This is a genomic window from Negativicoccus succinicivorans (assembly GCF_018373335.1).
Lineage (GTDB): Bacteria > Bacillota > Negativicutes > Veillonellales > Negativicoccaceae > Negativicoccus > Negativicoccus succinicivorans_A.
Genome location: NZ_JAHAHH010000025.1, coordinates 1 through 15,322, shown reverse-complemented (window position 1 = coordinate 15,322; position 15,322 = coordinate 1). Strand labels below are relative to the sequence as shown.

General features: G+C 55.4%; 16 protein-coding genes, 2 tRNA genes and 1 pseudogene. 17 read left to right on the top strand and 2 right to left on the bottom strand.

The window, feature by feature from the left end:
* The 10 genes and pseudogenes from KH813_RS03090 to KH813_RS03045 all read left to right on the top strand — a co-directional run.
* Positions 1 to 400: YlbF family regulator (locus KH813_RS03090; protein WP_303993083.1), on the top strand; the 400-nt coding region annotated here is incomplete at its 5' end.
* Positions 397 to 1,341: a UDP-N-acetylmuramate dehydrogenase gene (gene murB / locus KH813_RS03085; RefSeq protein ID WP_303993081.1), complete on the top strand. Its 945-nt coding sequence runs from the start codon at positions 397 to 399 to the stop codon at positions 1,339 to 1,341. The genes KH813_RS03090 and murB, both read left to right, overlap by 4 nt.
* Positions 1,331 to 2,035, top strand: a pseudogene (gene rph, locus KH813_RS03080) (ribonuclease PH); the annotation flags it as partial. The gene murB and the pseudogene rph, both read left to right, overlap by 11 nt.
* Before the next feature lie 3 nt (positions 2,036 to 2,038).
* Positions 2,039 to 2,662 (top strand): XTP/dITP diphosphatase, encoded by a 624-nt coding sequence (locus KH813_RS03075; RefSeq protein WP_303993089.1) that lies wholly within the window; start codon positions 2,039 to 2,041, stop codon positions 2,660 to 2,662.
* 20 nt (positions 2,663 to 2,682) lie between these two features.
* Entirely contained in the window at positions 2,683 to 3,468 is a 786-nt protein-coding gene (gene speD, locus KH813_RS03070) for an adenosylmethionine decarboxylase (RefSeq protein WP_024048327.1), read from the top strand.
* A gap of 17 nt (positions 3,469 to 3,485) precedes the next feature.
* Positions 3,486 to 4,682 (top strand): NADP-dependent malic enzyme, encoded by a 1,197-nt coding sequence (locus KH813_RS03065; protein ID WP_075939411.1) that lies wholly within the window; start codon positions 3,486 to 3,488, stop codon positions 4,680 to 4,682.
* Positions 4,683 to 4,831: 149 nt separating this feature from the next.
* A complete protein-coding gene (locus KH813_RS03060; RefSeq protein ID WP_024048349.1) occupies positions 4,832 to 5,806 on the top strand; it encodes an HlyD family secretion protein in 975 nt (324 codons plus the stop codon).
* Positions 5,803 to 6,510 (top strand): ABC transporter ATP-binding protein, encoded by a 708-nt coding sequence (locus tag KH813_RS03055; protein ID WP_024048348.1) that lies wholly within the window; start codon positions 5,803 to 5,805, stop codon positions 6,508 to 6,510. The genes KH813_RS03060 and KH813_RS03055 overlap by 4 nt, the downstream gene beginning before the upstream one ends.
* On the top strand, positions 6,507 to 7,388 hold the full coding sequence (locus tag KH813_RS03050; protein ID WP_024048347.1) for an ABC transporter ATP-binding protein: 882 nt from the start codon (positions 6,507 to 6,509) through the stop codon (positions 7,386 to 7,388). The genes KH813_RS03055 and KH813_RS03050 overlap by 4 nt, the downstream gene beginning before the upstream one ends.
* Positions 7,385 to 8,506 (top strand): ABC transporter permease, encoded by a 1,122-nt coding sequence (locus KH813_RS03045; protein WP_075939412.1) that lies wholly within the window; start codon positions 7,385 to 7,387, stop codon positions 8,504 to 8,506. The genes KH813_RS03050 and KH813_RS03045 overlap by 4 nt, the downstream gene beginning before the upstream one ends.
* Before the next feature lie 334 nt (positions 8,507 to 8,840).
* Here KH813_RS03045 and KH813_RS03040 read toward each other — a convergent pair.
* A tRNA-Gly gene (locus KH813_RS03040) sits at positions 8,841 to 8,914 on the bottom strand.
* A 3-nt stretch (positions 8,915 to 8,917) separates the two neighbouring features.
* Positions 8,918 to 8,994 (bottom strand) — tRNA-Pro (locus KH813_RS03035).
* A 146-nt stretch (positions 8,995 to 9,140) separates the two neighbouring features.
* Between KH813_RS03035 and KH813_RS03030 the strand changes: the two genes are divergently transcribed.
* The 7 genes from KH813_RS03030 to KH813_RS03000 all read left to right on the top strand — a co-directional run.
* Positions 9,141 to 9,623, top strand: a complete 483-nt coding sequence (locus KH813_RS03030; RefSeq protein WP_303993066.1) for a hypothetical protein — start codon at positions 9,141 to 9,143, stop codon at positions 9,621 to 9,623.
* Positions 9,624 to 9,751: 128 nt separating this feature from the next.
* Positions 9,752 to 9,901, top strand: a complete 150-nt coding sequence (gene scfA / locus KH813_RS03025; RefSeq protein ID WP_024048344.1) for a six-cysteine ranthipeptide SCIFF — start codon at positions 9,752 to 9,754, stop codon at positions 9,899 to 9,901.
* Between the two features lie 54 nt (positions 9,902 to 9,955).
* Positions 9,956 to 11,371, top strand: a complete 1,416-nt coding sequence (scfB, locus tag KH813_RS03020) for a thioether cross-link-forming SCIFF peptide maturase (RefSeq protein ID WP_303993064.1) — start codon at positions 9,956 to 9,958, stop codon at positions 11,369 to 11,371.
* Positions 11,372 to 11,446: 75 nt separating this feature from the next.
* The gene (locus KH813_RS03015; protein ID WP_075939689.1) at positions 11,447 to 11,887 is read left to right on the top strand and encodes a hypothetical protein; all 441 of its coding nucleotides are present in this window, start codon (positions 11,447 to 11,449) and stop codon (positions 11,885 to 11,887) included.
* 100 nt (positions 11,888 to 11,987) lie between these two features.
* The gene (locus KH813_RS03010) at positions 11,988 to 13,472 is read left to right on the top strand and encodes a hypothetical protein (RefSeq protein ID WP_303993060.1); all 1,485 of its coding nucleotides are present in this window, start codon (positions 11,988 to 11,990) and stop codon (positions 13,470 to 13,472) included.
* Between the two features lie 8 nt (positions 13,473 to 13,480).
* Entirely contained in the window at positions 13,481 to 14,935 is a 1,455-nt protein-coding gene (locus KH813_RS03005) for a hypothetical protein (protein WP_303993058.1), read from the top strand.
* On the top strand, positions 14,935 to 15,322 hold a 388-nt coding region (locus KH813_RS03000), incomplete at its 3' end, for a hypothetical protein (RefSeq protein WP_303993054.1). The genes KH813_RS03005 and KH813_RS03000, both read left to right, overlap by 1 nt.

Sequence of the window (15,322 nt, the reverse complement as noted above, 5' to 3'; positions counted from 1 at the left end):
CATTTGCCTGAAGGGAAAGGAGATTCCCATGAATATGTATGATGATGCTTATAATTTAGCAAAAAGTATTCGCGAAAGCGCGGAAATGAAACAGCTGATCGCGGCGAAAGAAAAACTGGCGCAGGACGCGGCGGCGAAAGATCTGGCGGAAGAATTTCTCGCCTTGCAGATGGAAGCGGAATACCGTCGCATGTTGCAGAAAACAGACGGCTGGGACGGCATGGAAAAGTTACAGAGTTTGCAGGTGATGGTGCAAAATAACTCGCTTGCGAGTGAATACCTGCACGCGTTCATGCGTTGGCAGCAGGTGGCCGCCGATATTCAAAAAATCGTCAGCGATGCCATCAGCGAAGGCGTTCCCGATTTATCCCGCTTTGCGCCGGCGGAGGGAAAGCAGTGACTAAAGAGCATTGGGAAGAGTTATTTTCCGGCGTTGTCCCCAAGAGCGCGTTGCATTTTGCCGAGCCGATGGCGCGGCATACGACCTTTGCGATCGGCGGACCGGCGGATCTTTATATTGAGCCTGTGACCGAGGCGGAACTGGCGGGCGTATTGCGCGTTGTCGCCAATGAAAAATGCCCGCTGATGATTCTCGGCGGCGGGGCGAATGTGTTGGTGCGCGACGGCGGTGTGCGCGGCGTTGTGATCGGCCTTTCACGGCTGGTGCGACCCTGCTACACGGACGGCACCCGACTTGTCGTGGCCGGCGGCGTGCGTTTGGCGCAGGCCTCTCGCGCCGCGGCGAAAGCGGAACTGTCCGGCTTGGAATTCGCCTGCGGTATTCCCGGTACGATCGGCGGCGCCGTGTGGATGAATGCGGGCGCGTATGGCGGCGAGATGCAACAGATCGTGACGGAAGTGACGGCGCTCACGCGCGCGGGCGAACGGGTCGTCTACGCGGGAGATCAGCTGCACTTCGCGTATCGCCACAGCGTGTTCCAGGAAACGGGTGATATCATCACGCAGGTGACGATGGAGCTGCAACCGGGGAATGCGGCGGAGATTCGCGCGAAGATGGCGGATTATACGCAACGGCGGACGACGAAACAGCCGCTCGATATGCCGAGCTCGGGCTCCACATTTAAGCGGCCCGTCGGCTACTATGCGGGGACATTAATTGAAACGACAGGACTCAAAGGTTTGACGGTCGGCGGCGCGCAGGTTTCCATGCGTCACGCGGGCTTTATCGTAAATTGCGGCGGCGCGACCGCGGCCGATGTGCTGGGCTTGATTGCCGAAGTGCAGCGGCGCGTTTTCGCGGCGCATGGCGTAACGCTGGAACCGGAAGTACAAATTTTCGGTGAAGATGAACAAAGGAGTGAGGCCGACGATGCGAATTGACGGTCGTGAAACGAATGAATTGCGTCCCGTGACGATCGAACGGGGCGTGAATAAATATGCGGAAGGCTCGGCGCTGATTACCTGCGGTGATACGAAAGTATTATGCACGGCGTCCGTGCTGCCGCGCGTGCCGCGCTGGCTGCGCGGCGCAGGACGCGGCTGGGTGACGGCGGAATACCAGATGTTGCCGCGGGCGACGAAAGACAGAAATCAGCGTGAAGCGGTACGCGGAAAATTGTCAGGCCGCAGTCAGGAAATCCAACGACTGATCGGCCGCGGTTTGCGGCAGGCGGTTGATTTGGAGGCGCTCGGTGAAGTCGCCATCACGTTGGACTGCGATGTGCTGCAGGCGGACGGCGGTACGCGCACGGCATCGATTACGGGTGCGTATGTCGCGTTGGTGGAAGCGATTGCCGGTATGTGGAACGGCGAAGGGCCGTTTCCGGTGAAGGATTTCTGCGCGGCGGTTTCCGTCGGCGAACTGGCCGGCGTGCCGCACTTGGATCTCTGCTACGAGGAAGACAGTACGGCCGATGTCGACATGAACGTAGTCGCTCTGCAGTCGGGGGAACTGGTCGAGGTGCAGGGCACGGGCGAAGGCGCGACGTTTTCGCGCGCGCAGTTAAATGAACTCTTGGATCTGGCGCAAAAGGGCATTGCCGAATTGATCGCGACGCAAAAAAAAGCGCTCGGCGATTTGGCGGATCTCGTCGGCAGCGTCGGGCGGCAGGGCATTTTGCTGGCGACGCATAACGAAGGGAAAATTCGCGAGATGCAGGCCATGCTGGCCGAAGTCGGTTACCAGGGCATTCCCGTGGCGGAGGTGGCGGATCTTCCGAATCCGGAAGAAACCGGCACGACATTTGCGGAAAATGCGCTCATAAAAGCGCGCTACTATATGGAAAAAACCGGACTCCCCGCGTTGGCGGACGACTCGGGTCTGGCGGTTGACGCGCTCGACGGCGCGCCGGGCGTGTACTCGGCTCGCTACGCGGGCACGCACGGCGATGATGCGGCCAACAATGCGAAACTGGTCGCGGAAATGACAGCGGTCGCGCCGCAAGATCGCGGCGCCGAATACGTTTGCGAATTGGCGCTGGTGTATCCGGACGGCACCAAACGCACGGCGCGCGGCATTTGCCGCGGCGAAATCGTGCTCGAACCGCGCGGCACGGGTGGATTCGGCTATGATCCGTATTTCTACCTGCCGGAACGTGAAAAAACGATGGCGGAACTCACTTTAGAAGAAAAGAATCGCATCAGTCATCGAGGCGAAGCGTTGCGCATTCTCAGTGAACGCTTGCGGGAACAGTCCGAGTAGCGGGCGCGGGGCGGAAAAGCATGACAACCAAAAAAACGCGGAAATTAAAATTATACGGTTTCAATAACCTGACCAAGACGCTCAGTTTCAATATGTATGATGTTTGCTACGCGACCAGCGAAGAGCAGCAGGAACAATACATCGCGTATATCGATGAGATGTATAACGCCGAAAGGCTCACGGAAACATTGTGTGAAGTGTCCGACATCATCGGCGCGCATGTCTTAAACATCGCCGCGCAGGATTACGATCCGCAAGGCGCCAGCGTAACCATGCTGATCGCCGAAGGGCATCCGGGCATAGCGAAAGAAGATGTGGTCGCGCATTTGGATAAAAGTCACATCACGGTGCATACCTATCCGGAACGCCATCCGCAACGCGGCGTGTGCACGTTTCGCGCCGACATTGATGTCTCGACCTGCGGGGAAATTTCACCGCTCAAAGCGCTCAACTTTTTGTTGAAACGCTTTGCGCCGGATATCGCGATCATGGATTATCGCGTGCGCGGATTCACGCGGGATGTCAACGGTAAAAAGATTTACATCGACCACCGCATGCAGGCCATTTCCCACTATATTGAAGCGGCTTTGCGCAACCGTTATAATATTGTCGATGTCAATATGTACCAGGAAAATATTTTCCATTGTAAAATGATGGTAAAGGATTTCGATCTTGACGACTATCTCTTCGATCAGACGCGCGCGGACCTATCCGCAAGCGCGGCGCAAAAGGTCCGGCGACAGTTACGCCAGGAGATGACGGAGATTTATTACGGTCGCAACTTACCGGCGATCAAGGGTGTGTAACCAGAGGAGGGATTACTGTGGATTTGAAACAAGAATCAATGGCAATGCGAAAACAGCACAACGGCATTTTAACGACGGGGCTCAAGATGCCGATCAATGATCGGCACGCGCTGGCGGTTGCGTATACGCCCGGTGTCGCCGAACCGTGCTTGCATATTAAAGAGGATGAGGATCTGTCGTTTTCGCTAACCTTGCGCGGTAACGTGATCGCCGTTATTTCGGACGGCACGCGCGTGCTTGGCTTGGGGGATATCGGCGCGGCGGCCGCCATTCCGGTCATGGAAGGTAAAGCGGCGATTTATAAACGTTTCGCGAACATTGACGCGTTGCCGGTCGTTATCAACACCAAGGATCCGGAAGAATTTATTCGCACCGTCAAATTGTTGGAGAAAAACTACGCGGGCATCAATCTCGAAGATATTTCTTCGCCGAAATGCTACGACATTGAAGACCGTTTGATCGAAGAAATGGAAATTCCGGTATTCCACGATGATCAGCACGGCACGGCGATCGCCGCTTTGGCGGCGCTGCTGGGAGCGTTGCGTTTCGTGAAAAAAGATATTTCCAAAGTTAAAATCGTCATCAACGGCGCGGGCGCGGCGGGCACCGCGATCGCCAACATGATTTTGGCGGCCGGCGCGACCGATATGACGATGCTCAACAGCAAAGGGATTTTGCATGACAACGGCAAATTGAACCGCGTGCAGAAAGACCTTGTCGATCGGATCAATCCGGAAAACCGTCAGGGCACGTTCCAAGACGCGATCAAGGGCGCGGACGTTTTGCTCGGCGTTTCGAAGGCGGGCGCGTTCAAACCGGAAGACATGAAACTTTTGGCCAAAGACAGCATCGTCTTTGCCATGGCGAACCCCGTTCCGGAAATCATGTACGAAGACGCTATCGCGGCCGGCGTCGCCGTTTGCGGTACGGGTCGCAGCGATATGCCTAACCAGGTCAACAACTCGAGCGTGTTCCCGGGTCTGTTCCGCGGCGCGATCGACGTGCATTCGCGGCGAATCAATATGGAAATGAAATTGGCGGCGGCGTATGCGCTGGCCGATTTGGTCGACGACAAAGACTTGCGGCAGGATAATGTCGTCATCGACGTCTTCGATGAACGCGTGCCGCTTGCAGTCGCGAAAGCGGTCGCGAAAAAAGCGATCGAAACGGGCGTGGCCCGCATGAAGGAACTGCCGGCGCAGTATCGCGACTAAGTGAATGAAATAAAAAAGCACGCTCTTTTGCGGAGAGTGCTTTTTTATGTAGCGATGCGCAAGTCGGGGCGTACTTGTCGGGTGTATTCAACTATGTAATAATTAAACCAAGCAAATGAACCGAAATGTGTGCGCAAGTGGAGGGCTTTATGCAAAAGAAGGGAAAGATTATCCTTGCCGTCATCGCGCTGCTGGTATTGTGCGGACTGCTTTACTGGGTCACTCGTCCGCAGGATAAAGGTTTGACGGCGACGGGCACGGTCGAAGCGACGCGGTATGATGTCACCGCCAAAGTGCCGGGATACGTGCGCGAACTTACTTTGCAGGCGGGCGATACGCTGAACGAGGGAGATCTTGTCTGCCGTATCGATCGTGAAGATCTGCGCGCGCAAGTGCTTGCCGCCAACGCCGGTTTGGCCGCCGCGCGAGCTCGCTTAGCGGATCTGGAAAGCGGCGCGCGGCCGGCGGAGATTTCCGCGGCGCAGGCGCAAGTAGCGAGCGCGCAGGCGCAAGCGAACAAAGCGTCTGCTGATTTCGACCGCTATCGCCAGCTTTATGATCAGGACGCGATTTCCGCGCAACAACTCGACGCGGCGCGCACGCAGGCCCAAGTGGCTCAGCAGGCGCTGACTGCGGCGCAGGATCAGTTGACCATCGTGCAGGACGGCGCGCGCAGCGGGCAAGTGGAAGCGGCTCGCGCGGAAGTGGAACGCTTGCAGGCCCAGGTGGATGCGCAACAGGCGCAGGCGGACGGGATTGATGTGGAAAGTCCGGCGAGCGGCACGGTTTTGAGCAAAAATTTTGAAAATAACGAATTCGCTCCCGCCGGTGTTCCAATCGTCACCGTCGGCGATTTAGACAACTGCTATGTGCGGGTGTATGTGCCGAGCGAAGATCTCGCGCGCATTCAGGTCGGTCAGGCGGTGAACGTATATGTGGACGCCTATCCGGGTCGCGCGATCGCGGGCACGATTCAGGAAATCAGTCAGCAGGCGGAATATACGCCGCGGCAAAGCATCACGGCGCGAGAACGGGCCAACCTGGTATTCGCCGTTAAAGTCGCCGTGCAAAATCAGGAGCGGATCGTCAAACCAGGCATGCCGGCGGACGTTGATTTCGAATGATTACCTTTCAAGATATCAGTAAGTCCTACGGAGAGGTGCAAGCTTTACACGATGTCAGCTTCACGATTCAGGACGGCGAGGTATTCGGCTTTGTCGGCGCGGATGGCGCGGGCAAATCCACGCTCTTGCGCATTCTCTTGGGGCTGATGCGGCCGGATGCGGGGACGGTTACCATTCACGGCGAAGCGCCGGGGCGTGTGCCCGTCGGCTACGTCGCGCAACGTTTCAGCCTGTACCCGAACTTGACCGCGCGGGAAAATATGGAACTCATGGGGGCGCTCTACGGACTGGATCCGCAGCAGGCGCGTGATCGGGCGACAGAAATGCTGAATTTCGTCGGTCTCGGGAAATTTGCCGACCGTTTCGCGGGCACTTTTTCCGGCGGCATGAAACAAAAATTGGCGCTGGCCGCCGCTTGGGCGCATGAGCCGAAGTATCTCGTGCTCGATGAACCGACGACCGGCGTCGACGCGGTTTCGCGCCGTGAATTTTGGCAACTTTTATACCAAACGCAACGGCAGGGGGCGACCGTTGTCATCGCGACACCGTATTTGGATGAGGCGTCGTATTGTCACCGCATCGCCTTTTTTGATCACGGGCATGTGTTGGACGTCGCGACGCCGCTCGCGATGCAACGCAAAATCGGTCCCGACGCCACCTTGGAAGACGTCTTTTTCTCACTGAGCAAGGGGGAAGAAGCATGAGCGATTACGCGATTCAAACGGACGGTTTGACGCGCCGTTTCGGTGATTTTACCGCCGTCGACCACTTGCCGCTGGCGATTGCCGCGGGAAGCATTTACGGCTTGCTCGGCGCGAACGGCTGCGGTAAATCGACGACGATCCGTATGCTTTGCGGTGTGTTGCCGCCGAGCGAAGGCACGGCGAATGTGTTGGGATGCGATCTCGTCACGCAGACGGAAGAAATCCAAGCGCGCATCGGTTATATGTCGCAGAAGTTCAGCCTGTATCCCGATTTAACCGTGACCGAAAATTTGGAATTTTACGGACGGCTGTACGGCTTGCGTGATGCGGATGTCGCGACGCGGATCCAAGAAGCGATGGAAGAAGTCGGCGTCAAACATTATCACGTGACGAAAGTCCGTCAGCTTTCCGGAGGTTGGCGGCAACGCCTGGCGCTCGCCGCCGCTCTTTTACATCATCCCGCATTGCTTTTTTTGGACGAACCCACGAGCGGCGCCGATCCGCGCGCGCGTCAAATTTTTTGGGATATCATTCACGATCTCGCCGCGCAGGGCACGACCGTCATTGTTACCACGCACTTCATGGAGGAAGGCGCGCAGTGTGACCGCGTCGGTTTGATGCACTCCGGCAAAATGATTGTGGAAGATACACCGGAACATTTAACCGCGCAATTGCCGGTGACGCTTTGGGAGCATCGCGGCGAAGTCGATTTGCACGCCGTATTACCGCCGGGCGTTTACGTCTACGGCGATCGCATGCGGACGATGGCGGACACGTTGCCGCCCGATTGGCGAAAAGAGGATGTCAGCCAAGTGGAACCGACTTTAGAAGACGCGTTTATTTACTACATGCAGACATCCCGGACGGAGGAACTATGATTCGATTTCGGGCGATGGTCATTAAAGAATTTATTCAAATGTTGCGTGACCCCGCGACGATTGTGATCATGGTCGCCATGCCGATTATTCAGTTGCTTTTATTCGGTTTCGCGCTGCGTACCGATGTCAAGCACATGCCGACCGTCGTTTTCGACCAGGCGCGCGTCACGGAAAGCCGGGAATTGCTCGATACTTTTGTCGGCACAGGCTACTACGATATTACGCACGTCGCGCACAGTTTTGACGACGTCAAACACCAAATCGATTCCGGCGCGGCGAAAGTCGGGATCATTTTCCCGCCGGATTTCGGTGAAAATCTGCGGCACGGTCGCGCGGGTTCGGTGCAGGTCATCGTCGACGCCTCCGACAGCATGACATCCGGCTCCGCCATTTCCACTGCGCAGATTGTCGCGCAAATGAAGTCGCAGGAAGTCGTTCAGTCCCGGCTCATGTCCGCGGGCGGCAAGACTTTCGTCGCGCCGTATGATTTGCGCATTCGGGCCTGGTACAATCCCGATATGGTCTCGGAATTTTACATGGTGCCGGCTATCATGGGCATGGTGCTCACCATGACGCTGGTCGCCATCACGTCGATGGCCATCGTTCGCGAACGCGAGCAGGGAACCCTGGAGCAACTTATGGTCACGCCGCTGAAACCGCATGAACTGATGTTGGGCAAAATCATTCCCTACATCGTCGTCGGTTACACGCAGATCATCATTGCCATTTTGATCAGCCGGATAATTTTCGACGTGCCGTTTGAAGGCAGCATCTTACTATTCTTCTTGTTGACAACCTTCTTCATTATCGCGTCGCTTTCGTTGGGAGTCATGATTTCCACATTTGCTGAAAATCAAATGCAGGCGATGCAACTTTCCGTTTTCGTCATCATGCCGAGCGTCCTCTTATCGGGCTTCATGTTTCCCATCGCCGCCATGCCGACGTTTTTTCAATATGTAAGTCAGGTCATTCCGATGACGCACTACCTCGTCATCGTGCGCGGGATCATGCTGAAAGGCATCGGGATCGTTGATCTTTGGCAACCGACGTTGGCGCTCGCCGTTTTCGTCGTCGTTACGCTGACCGGCGCGGTTCTGCGCTTCAGAAAAACGATGTAAATAAAAAAGCACTCTCTGGCGGAGAGTGCTTTTGTTTGTGATCAATCGTATTGCCGCGGCGAAATTCGGTGCCGATGCTCATTCGAATCACTTTCGGCAGCTTCGCCGGTTTCGTGAATCGTGTCGGCAAGATTTCGGTATAGTATAAGTCGTGTGCGGTTTCAGCGGTTTGGAGTGTTTTTGACGAATTACGCACGGATTTATTTTCTTGCGGAAAATAAATTTAGCGCGGCGGGCGCATCCTTATTTTTCTGCGGAAAAATATAAAATCTCGCGCGCTGTTTTCGCGCAATAAAAAAACGGCCTGCGCCGTTTAACCGCCACCCACTGAAAATGGAGCGGGTGAAGGGAATCGAACCCTCGTAGCCAGCTTGGAAGGCTGGAGCTCTACCATTGAGCTACACCCGCAAGTGGTCGGAGCAGCAGGATTTGAACCTGCGACCCCTTGGTCCCGAACCAAGTGCGCTACCAAACTGCGCTATGCCCCGATGAAAAATATTATAGCAAAGAAAAAATCATTTGTCACGTACTTTTTTATTTCTTTTTTCAATCTCTTGACAAAGATTGGGTTTGCACCCGAAATCCGCTATAATGAAAAGAAGATATAAAATATTGTACCCCAAAGGAGACGAGCATGCAAGCGCCGAGCGATCTGATTACGACGATAAAATTAACCGCGGCGGAATATTTGCGGTGGCAGGAAGTGGCGATAGAGCGGTTTCGGGATGTGCCGGGACTGAGCGCGATACTGCTTGAGATGCAGCAGAATGCGAATTTGTATAATTTCGTCGCGCAAAAAGGCATTTATCAATACCGAACGAAATTGGATCCCGATGTGTGGCAAGAAATTGTGCGGCGCTACACGGCGGCGCGTGAGCAATTGGCGCCGTACGCGACGGCGGAGAATTTACCGGAGCCGCGTCGGCAGGAGTTCGCGCATGTGTTCTCGCGCATGGAGGCGCAGCATGCCGCCTTGACGGAAGCGGTTGACGACTGGTTTTACCAGGAGAGCGCGCGCACTGAACGCAAAGCGCAAAAAGGCTGCCTGGGATTGGGCGTGGCGCTTTTGGCGATCGGCGCATCACCGGCGGCGTTGCTGTGGTGGTGGCTCGCGTAGCGTAAAGATGTTTGATTTTATCTTGCATGCGTAAAATGTTTCTGAAATTTGTCTGACGCGCGCGCAAAATGCATGCGACAGGCAGACGGTTATGCTATAATAACGATAACAATTAAGGAGGGAACGACATGGCGAAACATATTCGTACACTCAATCCGGTGTCCCTGCAACAGACTGCGAAACACGGCGGTTGCGGCGAATGCCAGACCTCGTGTCAATCCGCTTGCAAGACAAGTTGCACCATCGGCAACCAGGTATGCAAACAACAACAACGGTAAACAGCTGAGGTCCTTTGCGCAGGCGAAGGACCTTTTGCATGTAAGGAGAATTCAATGACGGAAGTTTCTGCAGTACAACCTATGATTCACAAGTTTTATTTAAATGGCGAATACATCGTGCTCGATGTCAACAGCGGCTGCGTGCATCTGCCGGATCAGTTGACGTACGAGCTTTTAGATACCTACGATGGGACGAATCCGGACGAAGCGCGGGCGGCGCTCGGCGATCGCTATCCGGCGGCCGAGATTGAAGAAGCGATCGGCGAAGTCGACGAATTGATCGCCGACGGCCTTTTGTTCGCGAAAATGGATCCGGCGTTTACCGTCGCGCTTGAAGAACGTCCGATCGTGAAAGCGTTATGCTTAAATATCGCGCATGACTGCAATCTGCGTTGCCGCTATTGCTTCGCGGGGCAAGGCGGTTACGGTAAATGGCGCGAGCTGATGAGTTTTGATACGGCGCGTCGGGCGGTTGATTTTCTGATCGCGCATTCCGGTCCGCGTAAACATTGCGAGATCGATTTCTTCGGCGGCGAGCCGCTGATGAATTACCATGTGGTGCAGCAGACGATCGATTATATCCGCGCGCAGGAGAAAAAACACGACAAGATTTTCAAGCTGACGCTGACGACCAACGGCATGCTGTTGGATGAGCGCAAGGTGCAATACTTCAATGAGCAGCATGTCAGTCTCGTGTTGAGTTTGGACGGTCGTGAAGAAGTGCATGACGAGATGCGTCCGGGGGTGCGCGGCGAGGGCACGTACCAACCGATCCGCGACCACTTGGCGTACGCGGTGCAAAATCGTAACGGCGAAGAATACTACGTGCGCGGCACATACACGGCCAAGAACCTTGATTTTACGACCGACGTGCTCGATATGGTGGACCAGGGCTTTAACGAGCTTTCCATGGAGCCGGTCGTCAGTGAAGACGACGCGTTCGCGATTACGGAAGAACATTTGCCGCAAATTTTCGCGGAGTACGAAAAATTGGCGCAGGCGTATTTGGATCGCAAACGCGAAGGCCGTCCGTTCCAATTTTTCCATTTCAATATGGATCTCTATCGCGGTCCGTGTTTGCAAAAGCGTTTGCGCGGTTGCGGCGCGGGACATGAATACATGGCGGTTGTGCCGAACGGAGATATCTATCCCTGTCATCAGTTCGTCGGTCGGGACGGGTATGTGATCGGCAATGTGAAGACGGGGCTGTTCGATATGAATACGCCGCGCGCTTTCCGTGAAAATCACGTGTTGAAAAAACCGACCTGCCAAGGTTGCTGGGCGAAATTTTTCTGCTCGGGCGGTTGCCACGCCAACAATGAAACCTTTGCGGGTGACATTCATGAACCGTACAAGGTCAGCTGCGAAATTCAGAAAAAACGCATCGAGTGCGCCATGATGATTCAGGCTAAAATGGCGGATATCGAAGCGGAGCGGGCGCAGGCGGACAGCGTTTCGGCGCGCGCGTAAGATTGTCGCGGGCGACATCGTTTAGTATAATGAAGAGAGTGTACTACCAAAGGAGTGAGAGCTATGCAAAAGAAAATGAAACAGGCAATTTCCGCAGTACTCGTCGGTACCTTATTGACATTCGGCACCGTCGCCAACACCCAGGCGTTTGATTTGGGCCGCGTTTTGGGCGGCGTGTTGAAAGTCGGCGGTATCGGCTACGTAGTAGATCGTTATTCCGATCAACTCAATAATTTTATTAATAAATTGATGCGCGAAAACGACGTCGAATCCAGCTATGCGACGAAAGTCGTGCCGATCATCAGCGTCGGCGATAAAGGCTACATCGGCGCGGCGCAGGTCATCGGCCCGCAAGCGGCGGTGGACGAAGTCGAAGCGGTCGCGCAGGTGGAAGGCAGCTTCAATGACAAGCTGTTCCGCATCCGCGGTCTGGTGCCGGTCGACAGCAAAAATCCTACGCGTCTGAACCGCGTCAGCGGTGTCGGCGTGTCGGCTATTATTGACGTGCGTTTCTAACGGAAAGAGCTGTTTCGCATGGCGAAACAGCTCTTTTTGAAAAACCGAACGATATGTATTTGCGGCGTGATTTTCACGTCAAGGGAAAAGAGGTAATCGAATGAAAAAACGATTGGCGCCGTTGCTTTCGCTTTTATTGGCACTCCCCTGGGCCGCTTACGCCGCCCAGCCGACATTGGCGGATCAGGCGACGATTATTGATACGGTCTTGTACGGTGAAGCGCAGTCGGGCGCCATGCTCGATCGCGTGCAAAAAGCGAGCCGTGACGTGTACGGCGCGAAGCTTGCGCAAGACGGTCTTGCGGAACAGATCGGAACGCTTTATAACGACGTGGTGCGAAGTGATACCACGGAACCGTCGCTGGCGACTCGAGTCAATACGCTCGAATGGCAGCTGCGCAATGAAATCAGTCGCGCGGCGTTAGCCGATCGGATCGGCGCGCTGGAAACCGAAGTATACGGTGAGAAAAAAGGCGGCAGCCTTTCCGCGCGCGTGCTTAGTTTGGAAAAAAGCATTTATAAAAACCGTCACTTTGAATTGCGCGAAGTGGAAATGCCTGCGAACACCGTTTTCCCGATTACGCTTTCCGAAGAAGTAGCGACGAAAATAAATCAGGAGGGCGATGAAATTCGTTTCACGGTCGCGCAGGATGTATTTGTCGATGAGGTCCTCGTGCTGCCGCAAGGCGCACAAGGCACGGGTGTTGTGACAAAAGTGCAACCGCCGCGCAGTTTCGGCCGCAACGGTAAGCTGGAGATCGAGTTCAATCAGGTATTCGGCATCGATGATGAACCGATTGCCACCGTATTGGGACCGGAAGCGAAAGAAAAATTGAAACATGAAGCGGCGGCGCTGGGGGCGTCGGCGGCCGGCGCGATGGTGTTGGGACCGATCGGTTTAGTCGGCGGGTATTTTATTAAAGGCAGCGATGTCGATATGCCGGCGGGAACGGCGCTCTACATTCAGGTGCAGGATACCGTCAAAACGCATGGCGTCGTCAGCGTGGACGGAGCGCCGCAGGCGCGTAAAAATGATCTCGTCGTGACGGCGGAAAACGTCGCGCAGCCGGGCGAAACGAATGCGTCCGCGAAAGAACGTCGGCGCGAAATGAACAATGCGGACTCCGCGTCGGCAGAAGATGTTGCTGACGAAGATCTTGAAACCATTACTCTGCCGAATGAAACGTCCGCGATGACTTCGGCGGAAAATGCGACGACGGCCGCCGGCGTGGCGGAAGACGCGGCGAAAGAAGCGGAAGAGGCGGCGGCGCAAGCGGAAAAGCACGCCTCAAACGCGAAAGTAGCCAAAGAAGTCGCGACGGATGAAAACTCAAGCGATGCGGCGGTAAAACAGGCGAAAGAAGTTGCCGCGACCTCCGAAAAAGAAGCGCATGAAGCGAAAGCCAAGGCCGACGCCGCTGCGGAAACCGCCAAAGTAGCGAAGGACGCGGCGAAAGACGCCGCCAAAAGCGCGAAAGGGAAAGTAACGGCGGAAAAGAAACAGGACGCCGATGAAGTTACCATTGTACCGATTGATGAGGAAGATGAAGACGATCTTCCGGTTGTGATTATTCGTCAGGAATAGGAGCTCATATGAATAGTGCGTGGTGGTCGCGGGCGGCGCTTGCCGCTTTATTGGTGACACCGATGGCGGCGCAAGCGACGCTTTCTTCGCCGATTTACAGCGGCGCGCCGGCTGCGGAAGGACCAGCGCATGTGTACCCGATGCATCCGTCCACGGGAACGGATTGGGTCATTACGGCGGATACCATGAAATACAACGGCACCGACGGGGAAGTTGCGGCGATCGGCAATACGGTCGCGCGTTACGATACGGCGCAATTTGTCACGCCCCGATTGCTCGGCAATCACAAAACGGAAGTATACCGTTTGCCGGATGACGTCGCCTGGACGGACGGCGTGCGTCAGATTGACCTTGCCGTACGTGATCTGGAATATAATGCGGCGGAGGATACGGCGGTATTTGCGAATGCCAAGGGCTACTATTCACGCTTGTACATCGAAGCCGGTCGCGGCGAGTTTTCGCAAGGCGCGAACACCGGCATACTGCAAGGAGCCATGGTGACAACACCGTCGGCGGTAGCCGACACTCCCGATTACCGCATCGAAGCGGAAACGATTACGATCATTCCGCAGGAATCGTTGCTGGCGGAAGATGTCAATTTTTATATCAAAAATAAACGGATTTTCCACCTGCCGCGTTATCGCGTGAACATGGAGCCGGGACGCAGCAGCAGCGTGGCGTCATTTTTACCGCGGCCTTCGTATAAAGCGCACAACGGTTTCGGTTTCAAAGCGAAGATGGAGTATCCTTTGGGCCAACGTACCGAGGCGTTCTTTAACTACGCGTGGTACACCAAGATCGGTTTCAAGCCCGATATCGGCGTACGCTACTACGCGCCGTACGGAGAATGGAAAATCCATTACAGCAAGGAAGAAAGTCGCTTAAATGACGAATCCGTCTGGATTCAAAAACGGCCGGAATTCATCTTCACGAGTCGGCCGTACCATTTCGGCGCGCGTCCGATTTACGCTCGGGCGCAGCTCGATTGGGGCGATTGGAAAGAGGGCGCCATGAGCGGCAGCCACAGCGGCTACAGCTTGCTTTTGGCGACCGATCCTTTGCGTTTGTCGGAGCGCGCGAAACTGACGTTGGCGGCAGGGTATTGGAAAGATTTTTACGGCTACGGGGATATGGACCGCAGCAATTTCTACTACGGCGCGCGTTTAGATTATGACGCGGGTCGCACGCAATGGTGGACGGGCACGCAGATTAACCGACTTTCCGGCGAGACTCCGTACCGATTTGACAGGTTGGACTTGGAACAACCAACATTTGTGGGTTTCAAATATAAAATTGATCGTCTTAACGCGTTCGGCGCGGAATATACATGGGACCTCGTCAACGGCGACTTAAAGCACGCGGACTACACCTGGTATCGCGACATGCATTCGCTGGCGGGAACGCTGACGTATCGCGCCAAAGATAAAGAGTGGCGTTTGGACGTGTGGGCGAAGGATTTCTGATGTTCGGGAGCAAAGTCGGTGCAACGCTGAAGACAGGCGCTCGACGTATTTCAAAATGGTACTATTTGGCAGGCGCGACGACATGTGTCGTCGCTCTTTGCATGCTGGGCGCGATGCCGTCGGAGCAGCCGCTCGCCGTGACGCCTGCGGTTTCTCCCGTCGTAACTGTATCCGACAGCAGCGCGAATACGCTTTCGATTTCGCATCGTGGCCAGGCGCGCCAACCCTTTGGCGCCATGACGCCCGCGGACGAAATAAAACAGGGCAAGGCGGCGGCTTTTGACGCGGCGCAAGAGGAAGTTCATTCGCAAGCGGCCGTTACCGCAACTCCCGTGATTATTTGGAACGGCACGATGACCGAAGGCGCGACGACGCTCGCGTTGCTGA

Coding starts and splice junctions, on each gene's coding strand:
- KH813_RS03010 (WP_303993060.1), top strand. CDS start 11,988: ATGAAAAAACGATTGGCGCCGTTGCTTTCGCTTTTATTGGCACTCCCC.
- scfA (WP_024048344.1), top strand. CDS start 9,752: ATGGCGAAACATATTCGTACACTCAATCCGGTGTCCCTGCAACAGACT.
- speD (WP_024048327.1), top strand. CDS start 2,683: ATGACAACCAAAAAAACGCGGAAATTAAAATTATACGGTTTCAATAAC.
- KH813_RS03005 (WP_303993058.1), top strand. CDS start 13,481: ATGAATAGTGCGTGGTGGTCGCGGGCGGCGCTTGCCGCTTTATTGGTG.
- KH813_RS03015 (WP_075939689.1), top strand. CDS start 11,447: ATGAAACAGGCAATTTCCGCAGTACTCGTCGGTACCTTATTGACATTC.
- scfB (WP_303993064.1), top strand. CDS start 9,956: ATGACGGAAGTTTCTGCAGTACAACCTATGATTCACAAGTTTTATTTA.
- KH813_RS03045 (WP_075939412.1), top strand. CDS start 7,385: ATGATTCGATTTCGGGCGATGGTCATTAAAGAATTTATTCAAATGTTG.
- KH813_RS03050 (WP_024048347.1), top strand. CDS start 6,507: ATGAGCGATTACGCGATTCAAACGGACGGTTTGACGCGCCGTTTCGGT.
- KH813_RS03030 (WP_303993066.1), top strand. CDS start 9,141: ATGCAAGCGCCGAGCGATCTGATTACGACGATAAAATTAACCGCGGCG.
- KH813_RS03055 (WP_024048348.1), top strand. CDS start 5,803: ATGATTACCTTTCAAGATATCAGTAAGTCCTACGGAGAGGTGCAAGCT.
- KH813_RS03060 (WP_024048349.1), top strand. CDS start 4,832: ATGCAAAAGAAGGGAAAGATTATCCTTGCCGTCATCGCGCTGCTGGTA.